17 protein-coding genes are annotated in these 20713 nt (G+C 37.5%); 4 read left to right on the top strand and 13 right to left on the bottom strand.

All coding sequences use genetic code 11. The annotated features are described in order from the left end of the window. Nucleotides 1–268: 268 nt before the first annotated feature. The 5 genes from AC04QZ_RS05105 to AC04QZ_RS05085 all read right to left on the bottom strand — a co-directional run bounded on the left by AC04QZ_RS05105 (nucleotide 269) and on the right by AC04QZ_RS05085 (nucleotide 6337). Entirely contained in the window at nucleotides 269–1387 is a 1119-nt protein-coding gene (locus AC04QZ_RS05105) for a GNAT family N-acetyltransferase (protein WP_478356841.1), read from the bottom strand. Nucleotides 1388–1459: 72 nt separating this feature from the next. Then, the gene (locus AC04QZ_RS05100) at nucleotides 1460–1651 is read right to left on the bottom strand and encodes a hypothetical protein (protein WP_057935224.1); all 192 of its coding nucleotides are present in this window, start codon (nucleotides 1649–1651) and stop codon (nucleotides 1460–1462) included. An 87-nt stretch (nucleotides 1652–1738) separates the two neighbouring features. Then, the gene (gene scpB, locus AC04QZ_RS05095; protein ID WP_086546671.1) at nucleotides 1739–2305 is read right to left on the bottom strand and encodes an SMC-Scp complex subunit ScpB; all 567 of its coding nucleotides are present in this window, start codon (nucleotides 2303–2305) and stop codon (nucleotides 1739–1741) included. Nucleotides 2306–2556: 251 nt separating this feature from the next. After that, entirely contained in the window at nucleotides 2557–5562 is a 3006-nt protein-coding gene (locus AC04QZ_RS05090; protein ID WP_478356840.1) for a ligand-binding sensor domain-containing protein, read from the bottom strand. Then, the gene (locus tag AC04QZ_RS05085) at nucleotides 5552–6337 is read right to left on the bottom strand and encodes a LytR/AlgR family response regulator transcription factor (RefSeq protein WP_478356839.1); all 786 of its coding nucleotides are present in this window, start codon (nucleotides 6335–6337) and stop codon (nucleotides 5552–5554) included. The genes AC04QZ_RS05090 and AC04QZ_RS05085 overlap by 11 nt, the downstream gene beginning before the upstream one ends. A gap of 124 nt (nucleotides 6338–6461) precedes the next feature. Here AC04QZ_RS05085 and AC04QZ_RS05080 point away from each other — a divergent pair, with 124 nt between their 5' ends. Together AC04QZ_RS05080 and AC04QZ_RS05075 are read left to right on the top strand one after the other, a co-directional pair. Then, a complete protein-coding gene (locus AC04QZ_RS05080) occupies nucleotides 6462–7187 on the top strand; it encodes a ferritin-like domain-containing protein (protein ID WP_478356837.1) in 726 nt (241 codons plus the stop codon). 18 nt (nucleotides 7188–7205) lie between these two features. Continuing rightward, nucleotides 7206–8102, top strand: coding sequence for a ferritin-like domain-containing protein (locus tag AC04QZ_RS05075; protein ID WP_086546667.1), 897 nt, complete (start codon nucleotides 7206–7208; stop codon nucleotides 8100–8102). A gap of 175 nt (nucleotides 8103–8277) precedes the next feature. On the opposite strand, the gene AC04QZ_RS05070 is transcribed toward AC04QZ_RS05075, so the two are convergent. From AC04QZ_RS05070 to AC04QZ_RS05055, 4 genes are all read right to left on the bottom strand, one after another. Further along, nucleotides 8278–9402 (bottom strand): CofH family radical SAM protein, encoded by a 1125-nt coding sequence (locus AC04QZ_RS05070; RefSeq protein ID WP_086546666.1) that lies wholly within the window; start codon nucleotides 9400–9402, stop codon nucleotides 8278–8280. Between the two features lie 117 nt (nucleotides 9403–9519). Continuing rightward, entirely contained in the window at nucleotides 9520–10512 is a 993-nt protein-coding gene (locus AC04QZ_RS05065; protein WP_478356836.1) for a hypothetical protein, read from the bottom strand. 28 nt (nucleotides 10513–10540) lie between these two features. Continuing rightward, complete coding sequence (locus AC04QZ_RS05060; protein WP_086546664.1) at nucleotides 10541–11650, bottom strand: hypothetical protein; 1110 nt, start codon at nucleotides 11648–11650, stop codon at nucleotides 10541–10543. A 24-nt stretch (nucleotides 11651–11674) separates the two neighbouring features. Then, entirely contained in the window at nucleotides 11675–12379 is a 705-nt protein-coding gene (locus tag AC04QZ_RS05055) for a hypothetical protein (protein WP_478356835.1), read from the bottom strand. A 137-nt stretch (nucleotides 12380–12516) separates the two neighbouring features. Here AC04QZ_RS05055 and AC04QZ_RS05050 point away from each other — a divergent pair, with 137 nt between their 5' ends. Both AC04QZ_RS05050 and AC04QZ_RS05045 read left to right on the top strand, forming a co-directional pair. Next, nucleotides 12517–13761 (top strand): M16 family metallopeptidase, encoded by a 1245-nt coding sequence (locus AC04QZ_RS05050; RefSeq protein WP_478356834.1) that lies wholly within the window; start codon nucleotides 12517–12519, stop codon nucleotides 13759–13761. Beyond that, on the top strand, nucleotides 13754–15025 hold the full coding sequence (locus AC04QZ_RS05045; protein ID WP_478356833.1) for a M16 family metallopeptidase: 1272 nt from the start codon (nucleotides 13754–13756) through the stop codon (nucleotides 15023–15025). Before AC04QZ_RS05050 ends, AC04QZ_RS05045 begins: the two co-directional genes overlap by 8 nt. 208 nt (nucleotides 15026–15233) lie before the next feature. On the opposite strand, the gene ppnP is transcribed toward AC04QZ_RS05045, so the two are convergent. The 4 genes from ppnP to AC04QZ_RS05025 form a co-directional block, all read right to left on the bottom strand. After that, complete coding sequence (gene ppnP / locus AC04QZ_RS05040; RefSeq protein ID WP_478356832.1) at nucleotides 15234–15515, bottom strand: pyrimidine/purine nucleoside phosphorylase; 282 nt, start codon at nucleotides 15513–15515, stop codon at nucleotides 15234–15236. A gap of 8 nt (nucleotides 15516–15523) precedes the next feature. Continuing rightward, the gene (locus tag AC04QZ_RS05035; protein WP_478356831.1) at nucleotides 15524–17419 is read right to left on the bottom strand and encodes a DUF3857 domain-containing protein; all 1896 of its coding nucleotides are present in this window, start codon (nucleotides 17417–17419) and stop codon (nucleotides 15524–15526) included. After that, complete coding sequence (locus tag AC04QZ_RS05030) at nucleotides 17419–19425, bottom strand: DUF3857 domain-containing protein (RefSeq protein ID WP_478356830.1); 2007 nt, start codon at nucleotides 19423–19425, stop codon at nucleotides 17419–17421. The genes AC04QZ_RS05035 and AC04QZ_RS05030 overlap by 1 nt, the downstream gene beginning before the upstream one ends. A gap of 142 nt (nucleotides 19426–19567) precedes the next feature. Next, nucleotides 19568–20575 (bottom strand): sterol desaturase family protein, encoded by a 1008-nt coding sequence (locus tag AC04QZ_RS05025; protein WP_086546657.1) that lies wholly within the window; start codon nucleotides 20573–20575, stop codon nucleotides 19568–19570. Between the last annotated feature and the right edge of the window lie 138 nt (nucleotides 20576–20713).

The following is a 20713-nucleotide window of genomic DNA, read 5'->3' as shown; positions in this document are numbered from 1 at the left end:
GGGAAGCGCATTTATAATGCGCAATGATGAGGTTCCATGGCGATAAAATCGCCTTTCTCCTTCATCCTCATTACAAAAGAGGACGATGAAGTGTAGATGCTGAACGTAAAATCGTCATTTCAACTGTAGTGCAGTCCCGAATATTCGGGAGAAAAATCTGCTGCAGACGGCTTAGAATAATTGATCCGTGTTTTCAGTGAATCCGTGGCAGGAAAATAAAAAAGGTTCGTGGAGACACGAACCTTGGCAAGTGACAACCCCATTCAGGTTAAAATATCTTGCGCATCGTTAAATGCTTTTTGCCAAAGGTAGCACCAGTGGCTTTATGGATAGCAATCATCTGTTCGTTAAAATCGCCTACCCAACTCAATTCGAGTTCCTTGTATTGGTTTTTAGGCAGCACATATTCGCCTAAGCGGATAAAAAGAACCGATTCTAAGCCATGTTTTTGGAATTTAGGTTTAGTGCCCATCACAATTGCACGCATGCGGGTAACGCCCACCCAGCGACGGTAAGCAAACTTTAATTTTTCAATTAAACCTAATTTGCCATCAAAACCTTTTATCATCTGGTTAGCATCAGGAATCAGCACAACAAAGGATGCTGGTTCGCCATTAAAGTACGCAAACTGGATAAGATGTTCATCCATAATGGGCTCCATACTTTTAAAACTTTCTTCGAGGGTTTCTTTTTTAATGGGCACAAAGTTTTCAAAATCCTGCCAGCCATCATTGTAGATTTCCATTAAATCGTTAATGTATTTGCTCGAATTGGCTTTGCTGAAATATTCGAAAGTATAACCTGGTTTATTTCTTACCCAGTTGGCAATTTTGGTAAAACGTTCCGGAAAAGGAATGGTCAGGTTAATGTGGTTGGTTAATTGCTCATATTCGGTAACGAAACCATATTTCTCGAAAAATTTCTGATAGTATGGAAAGTTATAGTTCATGCCGAAAGAAGGAGGGGTGAAGCCTTCAACCAATAAGCCCCAGAAGCTATCGTTTTCGCCGAAATTAATCGGGCCATCCATGGCTTTCATTCCATTTTCGCTTAACCATGTTTTGGCCGTATCGAATAAAAGAAAGGCAGCTTTTTCATCATCAATACATTCAAAAAATCCCATACCGCCTGTTGGCTGGTCGTAATGGTAGGCTTTTTTCTCATTGATAAAAGCAGCTACACGGCCGATCAGTTTTCCTGCATCGTCTTTTAAAACCCAACGCATACATTTTCCATGCGCAAAAAAGGTATTTTTCTCGGGGTTAAAAACATTTTCAACTTCACTGTCCAGCGGACAGATCCAGTTTTTATCGTTTTTATATAGGATTTTTGGAGTGTCTAGAAAGTCTTTTTTTAATGATGAATTGCTTACGGGTATAACTTGCATGGGCAGATTTTAAAATTAAAAAGCATCCTACCAAGCGGGCGGATGCTTTTTCAAATATATGTTTTTTAAATATTAATAATCGTCGTCGTCATCGTCGAAATTATCGAAGTTGTCAAGGTCATCTAATGGCATATCAAAATCATCATCGTCATCATCTTGAGGCTTCTTTTTCGTTGTTTGAATATCGTCATCTTCAAGATCATCATCTTCGTCTACCTGTTTCTTGGTAGTCGGCTTGGTTGGGAGTTTCTTTGGCGCTTTCATAACACAAAAATAAAAATTGCTTTTATAGTTTAAAAATACAAAAAAACTTTTTTTAATAACAACCTGGAAGCAAAGAAATTAATTTATTTATTCCACATTTTCTCCGACCGTATTTTCCTCCTTTACGATATCTTTTAACTGGGGAAGTTGGTTTAGGTTATTTAAACCAAAATAATCCATGAATAAGGTGCTGGTGCTATACAGAATAGGTCGGCCCGGCGTTTCTGCTTTTCCATCGATACTGATCAGCTCTTTTTCCAGCAGGCGTTGCACGGAATAATCTGAATTAACACCTCTTATCTGTTCGATTTCTAATTTAGTGATGGGTTGGCGGTAGGCTATAATTGCCAGCGTTTCCATAGCAGCCTGACTTAATTTTTTCTTCGAACGGTGTAACTGCAGCTGGTTAACCGTTTCATGGTAATCTTTTTTGGTGAGAAACTGATAACCATTATTTAAGAATACCAATTCGATGGCAAAATCATCATGGCTATATTTTTCCTTAATTTGTTCAACACTTTCGAATACCTGTGCTTCGGTAAATTCTTCATTGAAAACAGCATTTAAGGCCAGTATAATTTCTTGCGTACCGATGCTTTGACTGGAAGAGAATACAAGGGCTTCGATGTGCCTGGAGATGTTGTGATTGGGCATATACAAAAATAGAATTTTTGGGCATAAAAAAAGCGGTCTCGCTTTTAAAAACAAGACCGCTTTCAACACACAAATGAAACCTGAATTAAGATATAGTTTTAGGTTAGGTTATTAAATATCTATATCAATTCTATAAGAACGTCTTTGATAAACACTATCGTTTATTTCTAACACAAGTTTAAGGCTAAACCGGGTTCGAACAAGATTCTATTTAGTGAGTGGTATTAATAATTGAGTAAACGGTAAATTTTCTATTTTAACGGTATAGAAATGGATACTGTTGTACCATTTGTGGTGTTCTGCTTCACATTTAAGTGTATAGGTTTTGCTCCAATCTGACCTAAAAGGTGCAATCTTTCTTTGGTTAACTGCATACCTTTACTGATGTGTGTTTCCTTTTTATCCTTTAAAGAGTTGTCAATTCCAATTCCATCATCAATAATTTCGATGTTAAGATAGAATTCGTCTTTCAGTTTAATATTGATCAGGATTTCGCCGCCGGTTTCTTTTGGCATAATGCCATGCCATATTGCATTTTCTACGTAGGGCTGCAACAACATAGACGGAATAAAAGTTTCTTCTTTATCGATATCTTCATCCACATTAAAAATATAGGCTAATTTATCTCCAAAACGATTCTTTTCCAGCTTAAGATAGAGGTTGAGGTATTCCAGTTCTTCTTCAAGTGAGATATAACTTTTTGTACAGATTTCCAGGTTTTTTCTGATCAGTCTGGCAAACCCTGTTAAAACCTTATTGGCCGAAGCGGTATTCTGCGTATTAATGTAATGCTGAATGGAGTTCATCACATTAAATACAAAATGTGGATTCATCATGGCCTGCAAGGCCTGTTGCTCCAGCATGAGTACTTTGTTTTTTAATAACAATTGTGCTTGCTCTTTATCTTTCTGCTTGCGGGTAATGTAAACAGCTACCTTGTAAAAGATATAGGCTACAAGCAATATTAAAATAGATAAAAACCACAGACTTTGCCAAAAATGCTTTTTAATGGTAAAAGCGATTTTCGCCGATTCGCCCCAATTACCGTTCTGGCTTTTTGCACTTACTTCAAATACATAATCGCCTGATTGTAGTGAAGAAAAATCTAAGCGTCTGGTACGGGTTTCTACCCAGGCCGAATTTTCGTTTAAACGGTAACGATAGGTAATATCACTGGTGGTAAAATCGACTGCACTAAAAGTAAACAGAATGGTATTGTTACCGGTTTCGAAAGTGAAATTTCCCTGATCAACTGGCAAACGCTCATTATCTTTAATGATAGAGGTAACGTAAACTTTAGGAAGATTCCTAACAATATTTTTATTATTGTATTTGAATAAGATCAGGCCTTTGTTTGTCGCAAAATAGGCGGTACTGTCATCAATAAATAAACTGTTGATGTCATCACTTAAAAGATCTTTGCCATAATCGAAATTAGCCACAGTGGGTTGATTAGGATAATCGGCTATTTTGTTAACGCCTTTATTGGTTAATACCCATATTTCGCTGTTTTTTACAAATATTTTAGTACAGATATTATTCGTTAAACCATCTTTTTGAGTAATCTGCCTGGTAATCTGGTTGTTCTTGTAAAAAATTAAACCATAACCATCTGTCGCCAGAATCAATGTGCCATCGGCAAGTTGCTGAATGTCATTGATCCTTTTGGTAAGCAAAGGATGGTTTTCGTAATGTTTAATTAGTTTCCCTTTTGAAAATTGAGAAAGACCATTGATATTCGAGAACCACAAACTGCCTTCGCGATCGTAAAAAACGTGGTAAGACCTGTCTTTAAAAAAATCTTCTTTTTCGCGGTATTTTGCCGCGTTAAACTCAAATTTATTTCTTCTGTCTGATAAGAAAACCACTCCCGATGATAGGGCTAAGGCAAGCTGATTGTTATTTTCACCCACGCTAAAGTGTTTGATAACGAACATCGAGTTGTTTGATTCTTTTAAATAACTTACCTCATTACTGTTGTTATAGATATTTTTGAAAACACCCATTCCATAATCAGAAGCAAAATATATGGATTGGTCTTTTGGGTCGAAAGTAATCTGTTTAATGGTTTTATATTTCTTAAAGTCATCTAAACCAATTTCATCTACCTGATAATTGTTAATGGTTAACACGTCGATTACGGCATCATCGGTACCCAGCCACAGGCGGTTTTTCCCATCTTTGGTAATGCTTTTGATGACATTGCTGCTCAGACCAGATTCTGCATCAATAATCGATAACCGGTTATTGGTATTAGGGAGCATATAAATTCCCTGATTGGTGGCAAACCACATGTTCTGGTTATTATCCTTGATTACCTGGTTAACCGAAATATCCTGCAGATATTGGATTGTTTTTCCGCTTTTATCGAGCGCGAAGGCTCCATTGGCATTCGACAACCAGACCTCTTTGGTCTTAACATCGTAATAAAAATATCCCGACATGTTCTTGATCAGATTCTGGGGAATCGGGATGAGATCGTTAATGCTGCCGTGCCTGTATTGTTTTAATCCTCCACTGTCCAGGTAAAATAAAGATCTGTGGCTACTGTTTGCAGCGGTCATGTAAGAAAGTGGCTGTACTTTTGAACTGACCATGGAAAAAGTTTTTCCATTAAACTTCTGTACGCTTAAGTCGCTATAAGCAAATATGTTACCTTGCTCATCTTCATGAATAAAGGCGTTGATGAATTTATCGTTTAGATTAGGAGAGATGTATTTTTTGATCGTTTTTCCATCCCAGCAAACAATCAGATTCGCATTGGTTCCGAGCCAGATCCGCCCCGATTTATCCACTAAAAAGGAAACAATTACCGTATTAAAGTTTAATTTTTTAAGCAGTTCATCGTTGTCCTGGTTATAAAACTTTCCTTCTTTTAAGTAGCTGAGCTGACCGTTCAGGGCAAAAAACCACAACCGTCCCTCTTTATCTTCTCTCATCTGGAGAATCTGGGTATCAGGAAGTCCATCTTCGATGGTGAAGTTCTGGAAGTTTGTCCCATCAAAACGGCTCAATCCATTATCGGTAGCAATCCATATAAAACCTTTTTTATCTTGTAAAATGTAATAACAGTTATTGCTGGCAAGCCCGCTTTTTGTATTGTAATGAGGGAGGTAAGTGGTTTGGGCAAGCAGGTTTTTCGGGGCGAAAAATATAATAAACCCGAATAAAAAAGCAATAAAAGAGCGGCCAAAGTTTAACTTCAGGATTGCTTTTTCAGCAAATAAAAGCGCTTTTATGCGTAGTTTAATGATCACTGTTAGCCTTTGTAAATAATTTTATTTTTTCAAAAAAATCGCTTGCTCTTCTTCGCGAAATGTTAATGCTTTCACCATTTTTTAAGTAAACCTGAAGTCCGTTTTTAGAATTATACTCTTTTAAGTGGTTAAGATTTATAATGCTCGACTTATGGATCCGCACAAATTGATCGCCTGGTAAAAGCTCTTCAAATTCCCGTAAAACTTTCGAAACCGTTATTTTATCATGGTTATTTAAGTGTACAATCGAATAATTGCTATCTGCTTCGATGTAAATAATATCATCGATATCAATCATTTTAAAACCCTGTCCATAAGGGAGGGTCAGTTTTCTGATTTCTGCCCGTGAACTTAAACTTGAAGCCAGGTTATTGATTCTTTCGTCGTTTTCGTTCTGGCTTTTAAAACGTTTAATATGTTGAAAAACCTTGTCTACAGCTATTTTAAGCTCATCAATATCAATTGGTTTTAACAAGTAATCGAGTGCATTTGCTTTAATCGCTTTTAGCGCGTACTGATCGTAAGCAGTGGTAAATATAACGGCGGCATTGTGTTTTTGTGCATCGGGAATAAGTTCAAAGCCGTTGCCCCCGGGCATGGCAATATCCAGGAAAATCAGATCAATGGGATGATGCGCTAAAATATCTTTTGCTTCTGCTACAGACCTGGCAATACCGGTAATTTCTACCTGCGGGCAGTTCTGTTGCAGTAAAAAAAATAACGATGAGCGTGCAAATTCCTCATCATCAACAATAATGGCTTTTAATATCGTCATAGCTATAGGTTGGTGAATGTATTAAAATGGTCTTACAAAAAAAAATGCAAAGAGAAAAAACCAGTCTTGAAATTGTCACGTATGTATCATCAAACGAATTCAAAACCACTAAACATAGATTACTATGAAAAACAATGAACTAGAAACAAAAAGTGAACTTCAAGATGAAAGTTTATTTAACAGCACCGTAGGCAGGAGATCTTTTCTTCAGTACGCAGGTGCGAGTGCAGCCGGTATTGCTTTGGTTGCCGCAGGTTGTAAAAAAGATCGTGGCTACATGGATCCGCTTGCAACAGGTGCTACGCTAGATTTTAAAGATGATTTCGGTGTATTAAATTATGCATATGCTTTAGAGCAATTAGAAGCTGCATTTTATGTTAAAGTTGCTTCAGCACCTCCTGCATCTTTCACTGCAGCTCAGAAAGCATATTTCCAGGATATTCAGTTTCATGAAATTGCCCACAGAGAGTTTTTTAAAGCTGCTTTAGGTACAGCTGCAATCGGAAGTCTGGAAGTAGATTTTTCATCAATTGATTTTACCAGTTCTGCCAGTGTTTTAGGTACGGCAATGGCCTTTGAGGATTTGGGAGTAGCGGCATACAATGGCGCCGGACCAAGAATTAAAACTGGTGCTTATTTATTGTTAGCTGGTAAGATTGTTTCGGTTGAAGCCCGTCACGCAGCTTATATCCGCGATCTGATCTCAAACGGAACATTTGCTGATTTAAACAGCCTTTCTGCTTTAGGTGCTGATAATTCGAAGGGATTAGACGCCGCACTTACTCCAGACAAAGTTTTAAATATTGCCGGAAAGTATATCAAAACCAAAATTAATGTAATCAATCTTTAATTTTTAAAACCAGAAATCATGAATATCGTAAATATATTAGAAGAAATTGAAAAAGTTGACGGAGAAATCTATGAGAGATTAAATCCGAGAAGAGCTGCAATGAAAAGCTTTTTCAACATGGGTAAAAAAATCTCTTTAGCGGCTATGCCACTGGCTTTGGGCTCAATGTTCCAAAAAGCTTATGGACAAACCGCTTTACCGGCAGCGGTTGTTGATGTATTGAACTTTGCTTTATCATTAGAATATTTAGAATACCATTTTTATAATCACTGTATTGTAGGAAAAACTCCGGGATCGGCAGTAACCGATGTTACCTTTAATTTTCCTAATGCAGCCAGCCAGGCAGCCATTACTACCATTCGTGATCACGAAAAAGCACACGTTGATTTATTGGTAGGCGCTTTGGGAAGTTCGGCCCGTGCACCAATTGCCTATGCAGATACCGATTTTAGAGCAGGTGGAACATTTAGTACCGTATACTCTGATTATGGTACCTTCTTAGCGGTAGCACAAGGTTTTGAAGATACTGGTGTTAGGGCGTATAAAGGTCAGGCAGGGAATTTATTAGTGAGCCCGGGTGTATTGCAAACTGCTTTACAAATTCACTCCGTAGAGGCACGTCATGCATCACACATCCGTCAAATGCGTACAGCAGCTGGCACTGCAGTTTACAAACCATGGGTTAGTTTAGGCGCTTCAGGCCAGGCAAATGACTCTGGAGTTCCTCAGGTAGATGCGGTTTATGCTGGTGAAGATTTAACTGTACAGGCAAATGTGAACATTGCAAATATTACTGGTGCACCAAACGCAACTGCGGCTAAACTGGCTGCTGTGGAAAGTTTCGATGAACCACTGGATAAAGCAAGTGTAATCACCATTGCAAACTTATTCCTGAAAGACGGCAAAAAGCTATAAGAGCAATTTTTTACATTATTAATTAGGTAATGTTTTGTTTAAGGTAGGGAGGTAGAACTTGGTTTTACTTCCCTTTTTTTGCAAGATTATCGGGATGACAGGATTTTAAGATCAATGTGTATAAAAAAATACATCTCACCTCATCCATTTGACGTCATCTATCCCTTTTACATTCCTAGTACGTAATTACCTGTTCTTCTAAGTGCTCGGGTAAATCTCTGTAGTTGTATTTTTGTCCGCGTAACTGAGGTTCGAAACCTGCAGCTTTAATAGATTGCTGTATGCCATTTGCCGTAAAACGGTGTGGCGCACCAGCCGCCGATACTACATTTTCTTCAATCATAATCGATCCGAAATCATTCGCACCTGCATGTAAGCAAAGCTGTGCGGTGGCTTTACCAACGGTTAACCAACTGGCCTGGATATTTTTAATATTGGGCAACATGATGCGGCTTAAAGCAATCATGCGGATATATTCATCAGCTGTTACATTGTTGCTAATGCCACGTAAACGCTTTAATAAAGTACCATCATCCTGGAAAGGCCATGGAATAAAAGCTAAAAATCCATTTGCATCAGCAGGTTTTTCACTCTGTACCTGGCGGATCCATACCAGATGTTCAAAACGTTCTTCTATGGTCTCAACATGGCCAAACATCATCGTTGCCGAAGTCGTAATGTCTAATTGATGACATGCACGCATCACATCAAGCCATTCTTGTCCGCCACATTTACCTTTCGAAATTAAACGCCTCACGCGGTCGTTTAAAATTTCTGCACCGGCACCAGGAAGTGAATCCATTCCTGCTTCTTTTAGTGCTTTTAATACTTCAGTATGTGTCATGCCCTCGAGCTTTGCAACGTGTGCAATTTCCGGTGGGCCCAAAGCATGTAATTTTAAATCGGGATATAATTCTTTTAGTTTTCTGAATAAGTCGGCATAAAAAGCCAAACCTAAATCGGGGTGGTGACCACCTTGTAATAATAATTGATCTCCACCTAAGCGGAAAGTTTCTTCAATTTTTACTTTATAAGTTTCGATATCAGTAATATAACTTTCGTCGTGGCCAGGCCTGCGGAAGAAATTACAGAATTTACAGTTGGCAATACAAACGTTGGTGGTGTTTACATTACGGTCGATCTGCCAGGTTACTTTACCACTGGGTACCTGTATTTTTCTCAGTTCATTTGCCACAAACATCAAAGATGCGGTATCGGCATGGTGGTATAGATGGACACCTTCTTCAAGGCTTAAAAAGTCAAAATGTAATGCCCTTTGCAGTAAATCGGCTGTATTCATAATGCAAAAATACTAAATTGTTTATACAACACTGCTTAGTTATTATGGCAGGAAAGTAAATTTTTGGCATAAAAAAAGAGCGACCTTATTGAAGAGCCGCTCTTTTTAAAACGTTTACTATTTAAGGGACAATAAAAAACCAATGGTAAAATTGGCATCCCAGTCAAATACGAAAGTATCGCAATTGGTAGCGTCTTTAATAGCTTTGTAGATGTTTACACCGCTTTTGATTTTAATTTTATCGGTATTGTATTGATCCGGATCATTTAGAACAGTAAATCTTTCATCACCGGTACGGGTTTGTTTTGCAAGTTCAAAAGGCACACCTCCGATAATGAAACAAACATCGTGTTTTGTAGAAGGGATTTTTGATGATAAAGATTTAACCTCGTTATATACATCATCATCTTTCAGATTTTTCTCATAATATTTAGCACCGGGTGCTTCAAAAGATTTCACATCGCCATCCATCCACGAAATTTTAGTATTACCTGAACCAATGTCAACAACAAAGGAATTATCATAATAAGACGCAGGTAAAACACATTTTAAGGCGAGTTTACCTTCCTGCTCTGCTGTAACAAGGTTCACCACAAAGCCCATTTTCTTTAATTCAGAACTAATGGCCGTTGTTTTAGGCTCTTTTTGTGCACCAGAACTGATTACAAAGTGAATGTTTTTAGATTTAACACCTTTATCAAACATGGCACCTATATAATCTTTTAGTCCGGTTCTGATATCTGCGGTATTGGCTAAACCTTCATAAACAAATGATTTTCCGAAATCTTTAGAGATAATTTCCCAGCGTTTTTCTTTATCAATATTTACTACAAAAGAGTTAAAGCCCGATGCACCAACTTCAACAACACCTTTATATTCGCCGTTTACAGGTTTTTCAGGAGTATAATTAAAGCTTCTTTTTTCATCGCTTTTAGCGGCAGTAGGTGAGGATACCTGCTCAGTACTGTCTTTTTTACTTCCGTCAGTGTTAGTTACAGCATCAATTTTTCCTGATTCGAAAGCCCAGTAACCAAGGCCAATAATAGGTATTGCAATAATAATTGCTTTTATAGGCCAACGTAGTCTTGCCCAGGTCGATTTTTCTTCCATTGTGATATGTTTTTAATTAAGAGTTTGATTAATCTAATAAGGTAAAGCCTTTGTCTATTTTTTCTTCAGGTTTAAGTTCGTAAGAAGCATCGGTCATTCTGCTTACATTAAGCATTTTAAGGTTGCGGTCGTCAACTTTTTTGATGAATTCTTCCAGTTCACTTTGCGATGGTGCACCACCAACGGTAATGTTATTATTCTGATCCAAGAAATCGAGGTTTGAACGGATAGAGGCAATATTTTGGCTGATGGCTCCGGTAGCGGCATTCATCGCTTCCTGAAAAGCCCATCCATCTTTAATGTTAAAAACTTCAGCAAGTCCTTCAGTTGCATTTTTCATTTTTTGGGTTGCTTCCAGTTTTTTAGAAATGATAGAAATACTGCTATCTAAAGTGCTCACATAAATGCGGGCAGCACTTTCGTTATCTTTTAAAACTTCTAAAACTTTAGCAAACTGGTTGGCGTATTGTACGTAACTACGTGCATTCTGTTCTTCGGCTTCGCCCTCTTTACCCAAAAGGAAAGCTTTTGTACGCGTTTCTTTTGCATCCCGGTTAAAATCATTGGCCTTTTCAATATTGTTGTTTGCTGTTTCCTGTTTAGCTTTTTCGTCTAAACCCGCGGCTTCAACAGTAAAGCGTTTAGCATAAGTATATTTTTCTTCGGCAGTTTTCTGAGCGGTTTCTCCGCTTTGGATCATGTCAATCCGTACGCCATCAACATTGGCAATTTTATCTTTCACTCTTTTTAACGTATCCTTGGCGTCTTTTGATAAAAGTTGCAGGGTTTCGATCGGGTTACCTCTTATAATGGCTTTTTCGCCTTTAAAAAGTAAAATTGTTCCTAACCTGTGTAATAAAGAAATAATTTTTGGAGCCAATAAAAGCAATACAATCAGTATAATACTAAAAATAACCAGTAAAATACTTTTGGCTGCATAAACCAGCATAATTGGCAGAAATTTGAAAAATGCAAATGCACCTCCTAAAATTAGCGCCCAAAAAAAGATACTTGACATTACCTTTTTGCCTTCAGGTGTTTGTATTTGACTGGGAAGATGATCGCCTAAAACCTGAAATATAGGCAGCTGACTTTTAATTTCGGCTGGAATATTTACATACTGATTTTTGTTTTCCATTACGTTTTCGTTAATTTTTAATCGTTAATTTATGTTTGTTTCAATAATATTCAGTGCTTTTTCAATATCGGCTATTACCTCCTTAACTGCTGCATTACCTAAAGCAATTTTCTGATCGATATCTTTCAACTGCGGATCATACTTCACATTAAGGCTCTTTAAATCCTGCTCTTTATTTTGCAATTTAGTTTTAAGCTCGGCAATGTTTTGTTCAATGCTTTTAATTTCGTTTACCAGATTGTTTTTTTCATCAACCAGGCTGTTTTCTATGTTTCGTTTTTGCTGCTGTTTCTGGCTGCTTTCCTGTTCAATAACTTTTTTTAACTCAGTAGCATAATTTCGGCCGGTAGTTAACAGCTTTTGTTTATTTAAGTCTTTTTCTACATATTTTAAAGATGTATAAGCAGCTTTAATCGTTGAAGCATCAATACTGCCCATTTCTGCTGCAGCATTCCAAACTTCAAAAAAATCGAGTCCGGGCTCATTCATTTTTTCCAGTATACCCAAAACTTTTACTTTCATTTGCTTCACATCGGTAACACCTACTGCACTCACATTTTCCTTTAGATTAACCTGTGGCTGGTTAGTTACAGGTTCGGGCGTTTTTGTACTGGAGCTGCTTGGTTGCTGAGCTGGTGTGGTGCCTGGCTCATCTGCACTGTCTTCAAAAATTAATTTTTTTAAACTATTTAAAATTCCGAAAGAATTTTTTGCTGTTTCCTCACCCATGTTTACTTGATTATCTGTTGCTAAAATAATAAAAATAGAATTGCCAGCGACTAAAATATCTTTTAATTGTATTCTCTTGATAATCACTTTCTGCTAAACGAATTATTAAATTATCTTTACCGCTCTAAAATTAAATAATGGTAGATTTTAATCGTTTTACACTAGCTAACGGGTTAAAAGTTTTGGTGCATGAAGATGCAACTACTCCGATGGCAGTTCTGAATATTTTGTATGATGTAGGCGCACGTGATGAGGATCCTGAAAAAACGGGTTTTGCGCATTTGTTTGAGCATTTAATGTTTGGGGGATCAATCAATATCCCCAATTATGACGAGCCTTTACAACGCGTAGGAGGTGAGAACAACGCTTTTACGAGTAACGATATTACTAATTATTACATCACGCTGCCTGCTGAAAATATAGAAACTGCATTCTGGCTGGAGAGCGACCGCATGTTAAGTCTGGCTTTTTCTGAAAAAAGTTTAGATACCCAGCGAAATGTAGTAAGTGAGGAATTTAAACAACGTTACCTTAACCAGCCTTATGGCGATGTTTGGTTAAAGTTGCGTCCATTAGCTTATAAAAAGCATGCTTACCGCTGGGCAACCATCGGGAAAGAACTTTCGCATATCGAAAATGCAACTATGGATGATGTGAAAGCATTTTTCAAGAAACATTATACCCCGCAAAATGCGATTTTGGTAGTGGGTGGCAATGTAAAAACCGAAGCGGTAAAAAAACTGGCCGAAAAATGGTTCGAACCTATTCCGGCAGGAGATAAATACAACCGCGATTTGGTACAGGAAGAACCTCAAACTGAAGCTAGGGCCGAAACTGTTCAGGCGAATGTGCCATTAAATGCACTTTATATGGCTTTTAAAATGCCAGGGCGATTAAGTCAGGATTATTATGCCTTTGATTTATTATCGGATATTTTATCACGGGGACAGTCTTCGCGATTGTACAATAGCCTGTTAAAAGAGCAGAAACTTTTTAGCGATATCAACGCTTATATTTCGAGCAGTTTAGATCCGGGTTTGTTTATTGTTGAAGGTAAACTGGTGGAAGGTGTAACAATCGAAAGGGCAGAAAAAGCAATCTGGGTAGAACTGGAAAAATTAAAGGCCGAGCTGGTTTCTGAAACTGAATTAACTAAAGTGAAGAACAAGGTAGAATCGGTACTTGTTTTTTCTGAAATGAGCCTGTTAGATAAAGCGATGAACCTGGCTTACTACGAATTACTTGGAGATGCGGCTTTACTGAACCAGGAAACCGAAGCGTTTTTAAAGGTTAAAGCCGAAGATATTAAACGGATATCTAACGAAACTTTCCAAACCAATTCATCGTCAACTTTATATTATTTAACTGAAGAAAATGCTTAACAGACAACAGGCGCCTGATTTTAAGCAGGTATCGACCATAAATTTTATCCACCCGGAAAAAAAAGTATTAGATAACGGTGTACCCGTTTTTACAATTTATTCCGGAGAGCAGGATCTGGTGCGTATTGAATTTATTTTTGATAACGTAAACTGGAAACTCGAAAAACCATTGCAGGCGATTGCGGTTAGCGCTTTGATCAATAATGGAACAAATAAATTAACTTCAAAAGAAATTGCAGAGCAGATTGATTTTTATGGTGCATTTTTCCAAACAGAATATGCGCAGGATCAATCTTCGGTTACACTGTACACTTTAAATAAACATTTACATTCGGTATTGCCGATTGTGAAAGATGTTTTATCAGAAAGTCAGTTTCCACAACACGAGCTCGATATTTACATCCAGAATCAGAAGCAAAAGTTACAGGTAAACCTGAAAAAAAACGATGTGCTTTCGAGAAAAGAATTTGCCCATGCTTTATTTGGCGATACCGCTTATGGTGTAAATATTAAAGCAGAACATTATGATGCATTAAAGCGCGATGATTTAATAACGTATTTTAAAGCGGCCTATGCACCAAATAATTGTACCATAATTGTTTCGGGAAAGTTTGATAACACCAGCTTTGAGCTGTTAAATGAGGCTTTTGGGAAGGATTGGGAAAAAAGTAATGCGGTAAAGAATAGTTTCAATTTCACCGCAACAGCAAAACAGTTTGTTTATACCGAAAAACCAGAGGCTTTACAATCGGCCATCAGAATAGGTCAGCTGGCGATTAACCGCACACATGAGGATTTTTCGGGCCTTCAGATTTTAAATACCGTTTTAGGTGGCTATTTTGGATCACGTTTAATGAACAATATCCGGGAGGATAAAGGTTATACTTATGGCATTGGTTCGGGTATTTCTTCTTTACAACAGGCTGGTTATTTTTATATTGCGACTGAAGTTGGTGCCGATGTTTGCTCCGCTGCATTAACTGAGATTTACAAAGAGATCGAGATATTGAAAAATGAGCTGGTAGGGGAAGAGGAGCTGGATCTGGTTCGAAACTATATGCTGGGTTCGATGCTGGGCAGCTTGGAGAATGTTTTCTCCCATGCCGATAAATTCAAAAACATTTATTTCGCAGGATTGGATTACGACTATTATACCAGATATATCGAGAAAGTTAAAAATATTACTGCTGAAGAATTACTGGCTTTGGCAAATAAATACCTTACAACTGATCATTTTACAGAGGTGGTGATCGGGAAGAAATAAGGGTTATCATGCTAACGAAAGAAGTCAAGTTTATCTCTACTCGTCATACTGAACTTGATTCAGTATCTAACGTACTGCAGTTGAAACTTGACTTCTTTTTTTTATTATAATCTGTTACGTTGAGCCTGTCGAAACGACTTAAGAATATTTATAAGTGCCCTTCGACAGGCTCAGGATGACAATTCTACCTTGATGATGCAGGCTTTTACTACCTGTACTGGCAAAGATACGTTGTTTGAACGCTCGCCTTTACTTTAAATGATGAGTTGGCTGGGACTTCAAAATGGCTACCTGCTTTAATGTTTTGCCAGTCGGTAGCATCTGGTAAAAGTGCCGTTAATTCACCTTCTATTACGTGCATAATTTCTTTCTGAGCTGTTCCAAAAGTATATTCTCCCGGATTGATAACGCCTATCGTCGATTTTCCTTCAGCGGTTTCATAGCCTAACGATTTAACGTTGCCATCAAAATATTGGTTTTCAGTAATCATATGCTAATTTATAAAGTTTTTGCTAAAACGGCTTTTTGTTTATCTGCCTGGTAGATCTTTTTATAAAAATCTACATATTCACCATATTTTTCTGGCGGATACTTTTTATTGTTCATGGTTTGCGTTCTGCTATAAACAATCATGTTATCCTTAACACTAAATTTTGCAGTGTAAGAGCCAAACTCAGAGTTAATGGCAATATCTTTTGGAATAAACTCTACAGTATAGCCTTTTGGTAAAACGTAACTAATTTCATCATCATCATTATAACTGAACGGAACAGAAAAGTATGTTTTTCTGCCCTCTACTTTAAGCGGAACACTCTCGCGACGATTCACCTGGTTTACCACCAGAAACAACTTATCTCCACCTTTGGTTAACAATGGATTGGTTTTAAAGTTAATCTCCTCGGTCAGCACCGGCACCGTTTTATCTGGCTGTGCATATTTATAGCTAATCAGCTCTGCCACCGGAATAGGACTGTCTTCGATTATTGTTTTGCGGAGCTCAACGGGTTCCATTAAAGTCATCGAAAAATTTTCTTCAAACTGTGCGTTGCCATAAGTAGATTTTATTTCAGAGCTGGCGGTACCATCTTCAGCCAGGATAATTTTGGTTTTTCTGATCTGATAATTCTCTTTAGCATTGTAAGCAGGGGTATGCACTATTTTCCCTCCATCTTCGGTAACCATCAATACATTCCGGTCTGAATTGCTATAACCGATAAATCCCATTGGTTTATATTGGCTGGTACATTCTAAAAACGTTGTGTCTTTTGCTAATGGAATGCATAAAATCATGTGGTTTGCCTGCCCCATACTGGAGTAATTGGGATTTAAGCTGGGCATATCATTTCCAATGACAATCAAATTTGAGGCAATACCTGCTTCATTTAGTAAGGCCTTCATGTAATTAGAAAGTGCTTTACAATCGCCATAATTTACCTGGGCAACTTTCTCAGCCAAAATAGGCCTAAATCCACCAATTCCTAACTGAACACTTACATAACGGGTATTCTGCTGCAAATGGTTATATAAAATGCTGATCTTTTCTTTTGGGGTTTTGGCATCTTTAATTAAGTTTTGCACCATTAATTTGGTTGCTTCAGGAAGTTTATTCCCGCCCTGATTTAAGGTAAACAACCAGGATCCGAAATTCTTCCAGTTATCGAAATTTCCTGTGGTACCGTCGTATTCAAACTGAGTGGGAGAGGCTTTAACCCAGGCAGAAATGTTATCAATGCCTACACTTAAAGGCTCATCGGCAACTGCTGCAACGTTAGCACTTTTCCATTTGTACTGTACCTTTTCTCCATTAAGCACCGAGTCGGTTTGTAAATTCGGACTCGTAATATAGCGCATTTTGTAGTTTTTAGCCTTTTGAATCGTGTAGGCCGATTTTTCTACCGACACCCCGAAACCTTTCAGGTCTTGCCATGAAGGGAAATAAAGCAATCCGTTATAATCCTGACTATAACTGTACTCTATGGTGTACGGATAGGTTATACTTACAAATTTTAAGAGCTTAAGTCTATTGTCTTCGAAGATCGAAAAATCCGAAATCAGGCTTTGGTCTTTAATATCAGAGCTTTTATAGTCCTTTACCTTTTTTCCTGCAGCATCGTAAAGCGTAGCCTTAATGTTGTATATGCTGCTAAATTTATCATAAACCTCTGCCATTTCACCGTAACCTTCACCAGCCTTGTTTAAAATGGTCATCGCTACTTTATAATCCATTTTTCCTGCACCTAAACCCTTAACATCAAAAAATGATTCTTCATTCCTGATGACTACAATCGCATCCTTTTTCAGGTTTTCCGGGATCTTTGCTACATCGTAGTCTACCTGTGCTAATGCACTGTTAACGCTTACAAACGCTAGTGCCAAACTTAAATAGTACTTCATTATACTTTCTTTTTAAATACGATCTGTTCAGCCTGTTTTTCCACAACCGTTTTAAATAATTCTTTTAAATCGAAATATTCTTCCGGTGTATAAAGCGATTTGTTTACGTTGATGATACTTCTTACCATTAAGGTTTTGCCTTCTGCAACGTAATTGATGGTAAATGTTCCATTCTCTTCCGGAAGTTTAAAAATCCCACCTTTTGGTAACTTATCTACTTCATAGTCTTCCGGGAAGTTGATTGTAATCCGGTAACTTTCTTTAAACGGATAGGCAAAATCGACCGGGAATTTCCTTTGCTCCAGTTTGAATAAATTTTCTTTGGTTCTTTCGAAAAGCAACGGTGTAAAATACACCAGGTTCCCGGCTTCTTCCACATTGTCTTCAATTACCGCATCCATCGTTTCAGTCAGCAGCTCATCAAGATTGTCGAGGTTGTCGATTTTATAATTAGAAACTTCAAGACCTGTTTTGTCTTTTTTGAAGTTTTTAACAAATTCGGTTTCGTTATTTGTTTTTCTATACTTATTGCGAAGGTTTAATGCGCTATAGCCTTTTGAATATTGATTGATTTTGCCCGATAATTTATGGTCTTTATCAAGCGTCATATTATAAACAAAAATCTTTTCGCTCGATACACTTGGTTCAGTAGAAAGCCATTTTCCATTAAAACTTTTTAAGTCCATATAAAAGCCCTGGTGGCTCAGGTTATCAGAATCAATCATACCAGCAGGAAGATCTTTATCTGTAGCATCAAGAAAATATAAATTGTTACCGATCTGTGTAACACCAATTACATTATTAAAGGCCGATACCACCGGATATCCGGGATGTTCGCCATTCTCTCTTGTGCTGATCAAAACAGGGTAGGCATCAATCTTCGCTTCCTTTAATAAACTTAACAGGGCGAGGTTAATATCAGCAGATGAACCTGTTTTCTTTTCGAAAATGCTTTTTGGATTGGTTTCGTAAGCATACTTCGAGTAGTCTTTATTCCATTTTAAATTGTTTTTAACATAGTTGAAAATAAGTTTTACAGCAGCAAGGGTATCTTTTTCGCCTTTTAGAATGCCTGGAAGTACCGATTTGGCATAACTGTTTTTATTAATAAAACCACCAAAATTTTCATCCTCGGCCAGTCCATGTATAATTTTTGGCCACGAACCATTAAAGTCCTGATAAACTTCGCCAGGGAACTGGGTTGCCCTAAGTTCAAATTCTATTTTAGGCGTATAATCGTCCATTGTGGTAACGTAAGGCTCCTCTTTCAACGCAGGGACGTTGGCAGCACAATATTTATCGTAAACAGCAGTAGAACTTAAGCCAGGTACATAGGTTGCATTTACATTTTGGTGAAGCGGATGGTCGACATGATAATATCCACTCAGGTTGTTCTTGTAGGTGAGGTATTCAGGTATCTTTACATTGTACTCCGACCAAAGGGTTGGAATGTTTGACTGGAATTTCCAGCCACGCAAGGTGAAAATAAAGTCTGATTTGATTTTGTATTTAAATTCGATAATAGAGCCTTCCTTAACGTTAGGCAATGCAAATTTTTTGATTACATAGTTTTTGTTAAACTCCTCGGTAAACTTGGCATCCTTGTTCAGTTTACTGGTAACCATTTTGCCATCAACCATGTTGTAGGTGGCAGCGTCCATAAAATTGAGGTCTTCTTTTGCCGAATTGCTATTTTTGAAAAGTTCTACCTTAAAATTAGCCAGATCGTAGCCATTTTTATTTAAGATTTTGTAACGGATGTGTCTTTCAAAAACATAAATAAATCCTCCGGATCCAGGCCCGACTTCAAAATAACAGTCGCCAACGTCAAACAGTTTAATCGCCGAGGCAGAGGAGTCTTGTCCTGTGGCCTTCACTTCAAATTCTGTCGGGGCAATTTTACCAAACTTGAATTCTCTTTTTATAGGTTGAGTAGTTTGGGCATAAAGGGTGCTAACTCCAATGCATAGCATTAAAGTCAGAAATTTGAGAGCATTTTTCTGCATTTATAAAATTAGTTTTTTGGTTGTGCAATAATAAAAAGATTCAGCGAGATATGATCAATTCCTGCACAACAAATTTTGATATAATCTTTTAAATCAGACGATAGGGTATGCGAAATTTTAAAAAGTAATCTGGTATTCCTTTTTATGGGCTCGTCATTTCAGTTTTGTAAGTTTTCAGGTATTCTGATCTCACTATTTTGGCCGTTTTATGGTCTTTGGTGTGGCTCCATCCGGGAGGCATAAAAATGTAGCGGAATTTGTTCTTAATCCCCGGTGCACGCCAAACATCCTTAGCCAAAAGAACAATTTCACCAAAATAAGCATCTAAAAAACTATGTTTTTTCATTTCCCGGGTAATGCCGTATTCAATTTTTATCGATTTGTCTTCTTCCTGATAGGTTTTAAAAACATGGTCCCAGATGGGTAGCAGGTTGCAGAAATTGGTATCCATATACAATGCATTCTTCGCATGGTGTACCCGATGATGAGAAGGGGTGAGGATGATTTTATTAAGAAAACCGAAACGGCCATCTTTAGAAATGTTTTCGCCAATATGGATAAAAGATCCCCAAAGGCCATCAATAAACATAATTAAAAAAAGCAGCGAAGGACTTACACCCAAAAGAATACATGTTGTTGTTCTAATCAGGTCGGCATAGGGAGCTTCAAGAAAAAAGTGAGCAAAATTTACAGATAGATTCATGGTTTCTGGCGCATGATGAGTAGAATGCAGGCACCAGAACAGCCTGACTTTATGCGCTAAAAAGTGGTAAATGAAATGGCCAAATTCCCATATTACATAACCATAAATGAGCCAGTACCAGGTAATTTCGGTTTTAAAAATGGCATATTTTCCAAATAAACCAATGCAAATGGAAACCATTCCGATTGAAATGATACGACCAACAAATGAATTGAAAACCAGCGAAAAGAAAGAAATGCGGTAATCTACCACTTTAAAACGGCGGTAAAATGTCATCCTAATAATTTCAAAAACCAATAGAAAAGGAATTAAAGGACCGATCAACGCACTGATTCCTTTCCAGCTCATAAACTGACTATAATCGTTGGTTTGCAGCAGCTGTAAAATTGCCGATAAGCCGAAAAAGCCAATCAGCCATTCCTTCGTTCCTTCCAAAAAATCAATCATACTTATATATTTGGTTTGATGAATTTATATAAATCCCGAGTTTAATCAAATTAAATCGCTAAATAATTAGTCAGGTTATTTTATACTAACCTGGCCATTCTGGTGCTGTGGCAATTGTCAGGCAAGCTCAATATTTAA

This window comes from Pedobacter folensis, assembly GCF_056490665.1.
The sequence above is the reverse complement of the archived record's forward strand: the minus strand, read 5'-3'. Positions and strand labels throughout refer to the sequence as shown.

Bases quoted from the DNA above. Each gene is read 5' to 3' on its own strand.
- AC04QZ_RS05070 (WP_086546666.1), bottom strand. From the start codon at position 9,402: ATGAATACAGCCGATTTACTGCAAAGGGCATTACATTTTGACTTTTTA.
- AC04QZ_RS05050 (WP_478356834.1), top strand. From the start codon at position 12,517: ATGGTAGATTTTAATCGTTTTACACTAGCTAACGGGTTAAAAGTTTTG.
- scpB (WP_086546671.1), bottom strand. From the start codon at position 2,305: ATGCCCAATCACAACATCTCCAGGCACATCGAAGCCCTTGTATTCTCT.
- AC04QZ_RS05060 (WP_086546664.1), bottom strand. From the start codon at position 11,650: ATGGAAAACAAAAATCAGTATGTAAATATTCCAGCCGAAATTAAAAGT.
- AC04QZ_RS05035 (WP_478356831.1), bottom strand. From the start codon at position 17,419: ATGAAGTACTATTTAAGTTTGGCACTAGCGTTTGTAAGCGTTAACAGT.
- AC04QZ_RS05025 (WP_086546657.1), bottom strand. From the start codon at position 20,575: ATGATTGATTTTTTGGAAGGAACGAAGGAATGGCTGATTGGCTTTTTC.
- AC04QZ_RS05030 (WP_478356830.1), bottom strand. From the start codon at position 19,425: ATGCAGAAAAATGCTCTCAAATTTCTGACTTTAATGCTATGCATTGGA.
- AC04QZ_RS05100 (WP_057935224.1), bottom strand. From the start codon at position 1,651: ATGAAAGCGCCAAAGAAACTCCCAACCAAGCCGACTACCAAGAAACAG.
- AC04QZ_RS05055 (WP_478356835.1), bottom strand. From the start codon at position 12,379: ATGGGTGAGGAAACAGCAAAAAATTCTTTCGGAATTTTAAATAGTTTA.
- AC04QZ_RS05080 (WP_478356837.1), top strand. From the start codon at position 6,462: ATGAAAAACAATGAACTAGAAACAAAAAGTGAACTTCAAGATGAAAGT.
- AC04QZ_RS05085 (WP_478356839.1), bottom strand. From the start codon at position 6,337: ATGACGATATTAAAAGCCATTATTGTTGATGATGAGGAATTTGCACGC.
- ppnP (WP_478356832.1), bottom strand. From the start codon at position 15,515: ATGATTACTGAAAACCAATATTTTGATGGCAACGTTAAATCGTTAGGC.
- AC04QZ_RS05045 (WP_478356833.1), top strand. From the start codon at position 13,754: ATGCTTAACAGACAACAGGCGCCTGATTTTAAGCAGGTATCGACCATA.
- AC04QZ_RS05105 (WP_478356841.1), bottom strand. From the start codon at position 1,387: ATGCAAGTTATACCCGTAAGCAATTCATCATTAAAAAAAGACTTTCTA.
- AC04QZ_RS05065 (WP_478356836.1), bottom strand. From the start codon at position 10,512: ATGGAAGAAAAATCGACCTGGGCAAGACTACGTTGGCCTATAAAAGCA.
- AC04QZ_RS05075 (WP_086546667.1), top strand. From the start codon at position 7,206: ATGAATATCGTAAATATATTAGAAGAAATTGAAAAAGTTGACGGAGAA.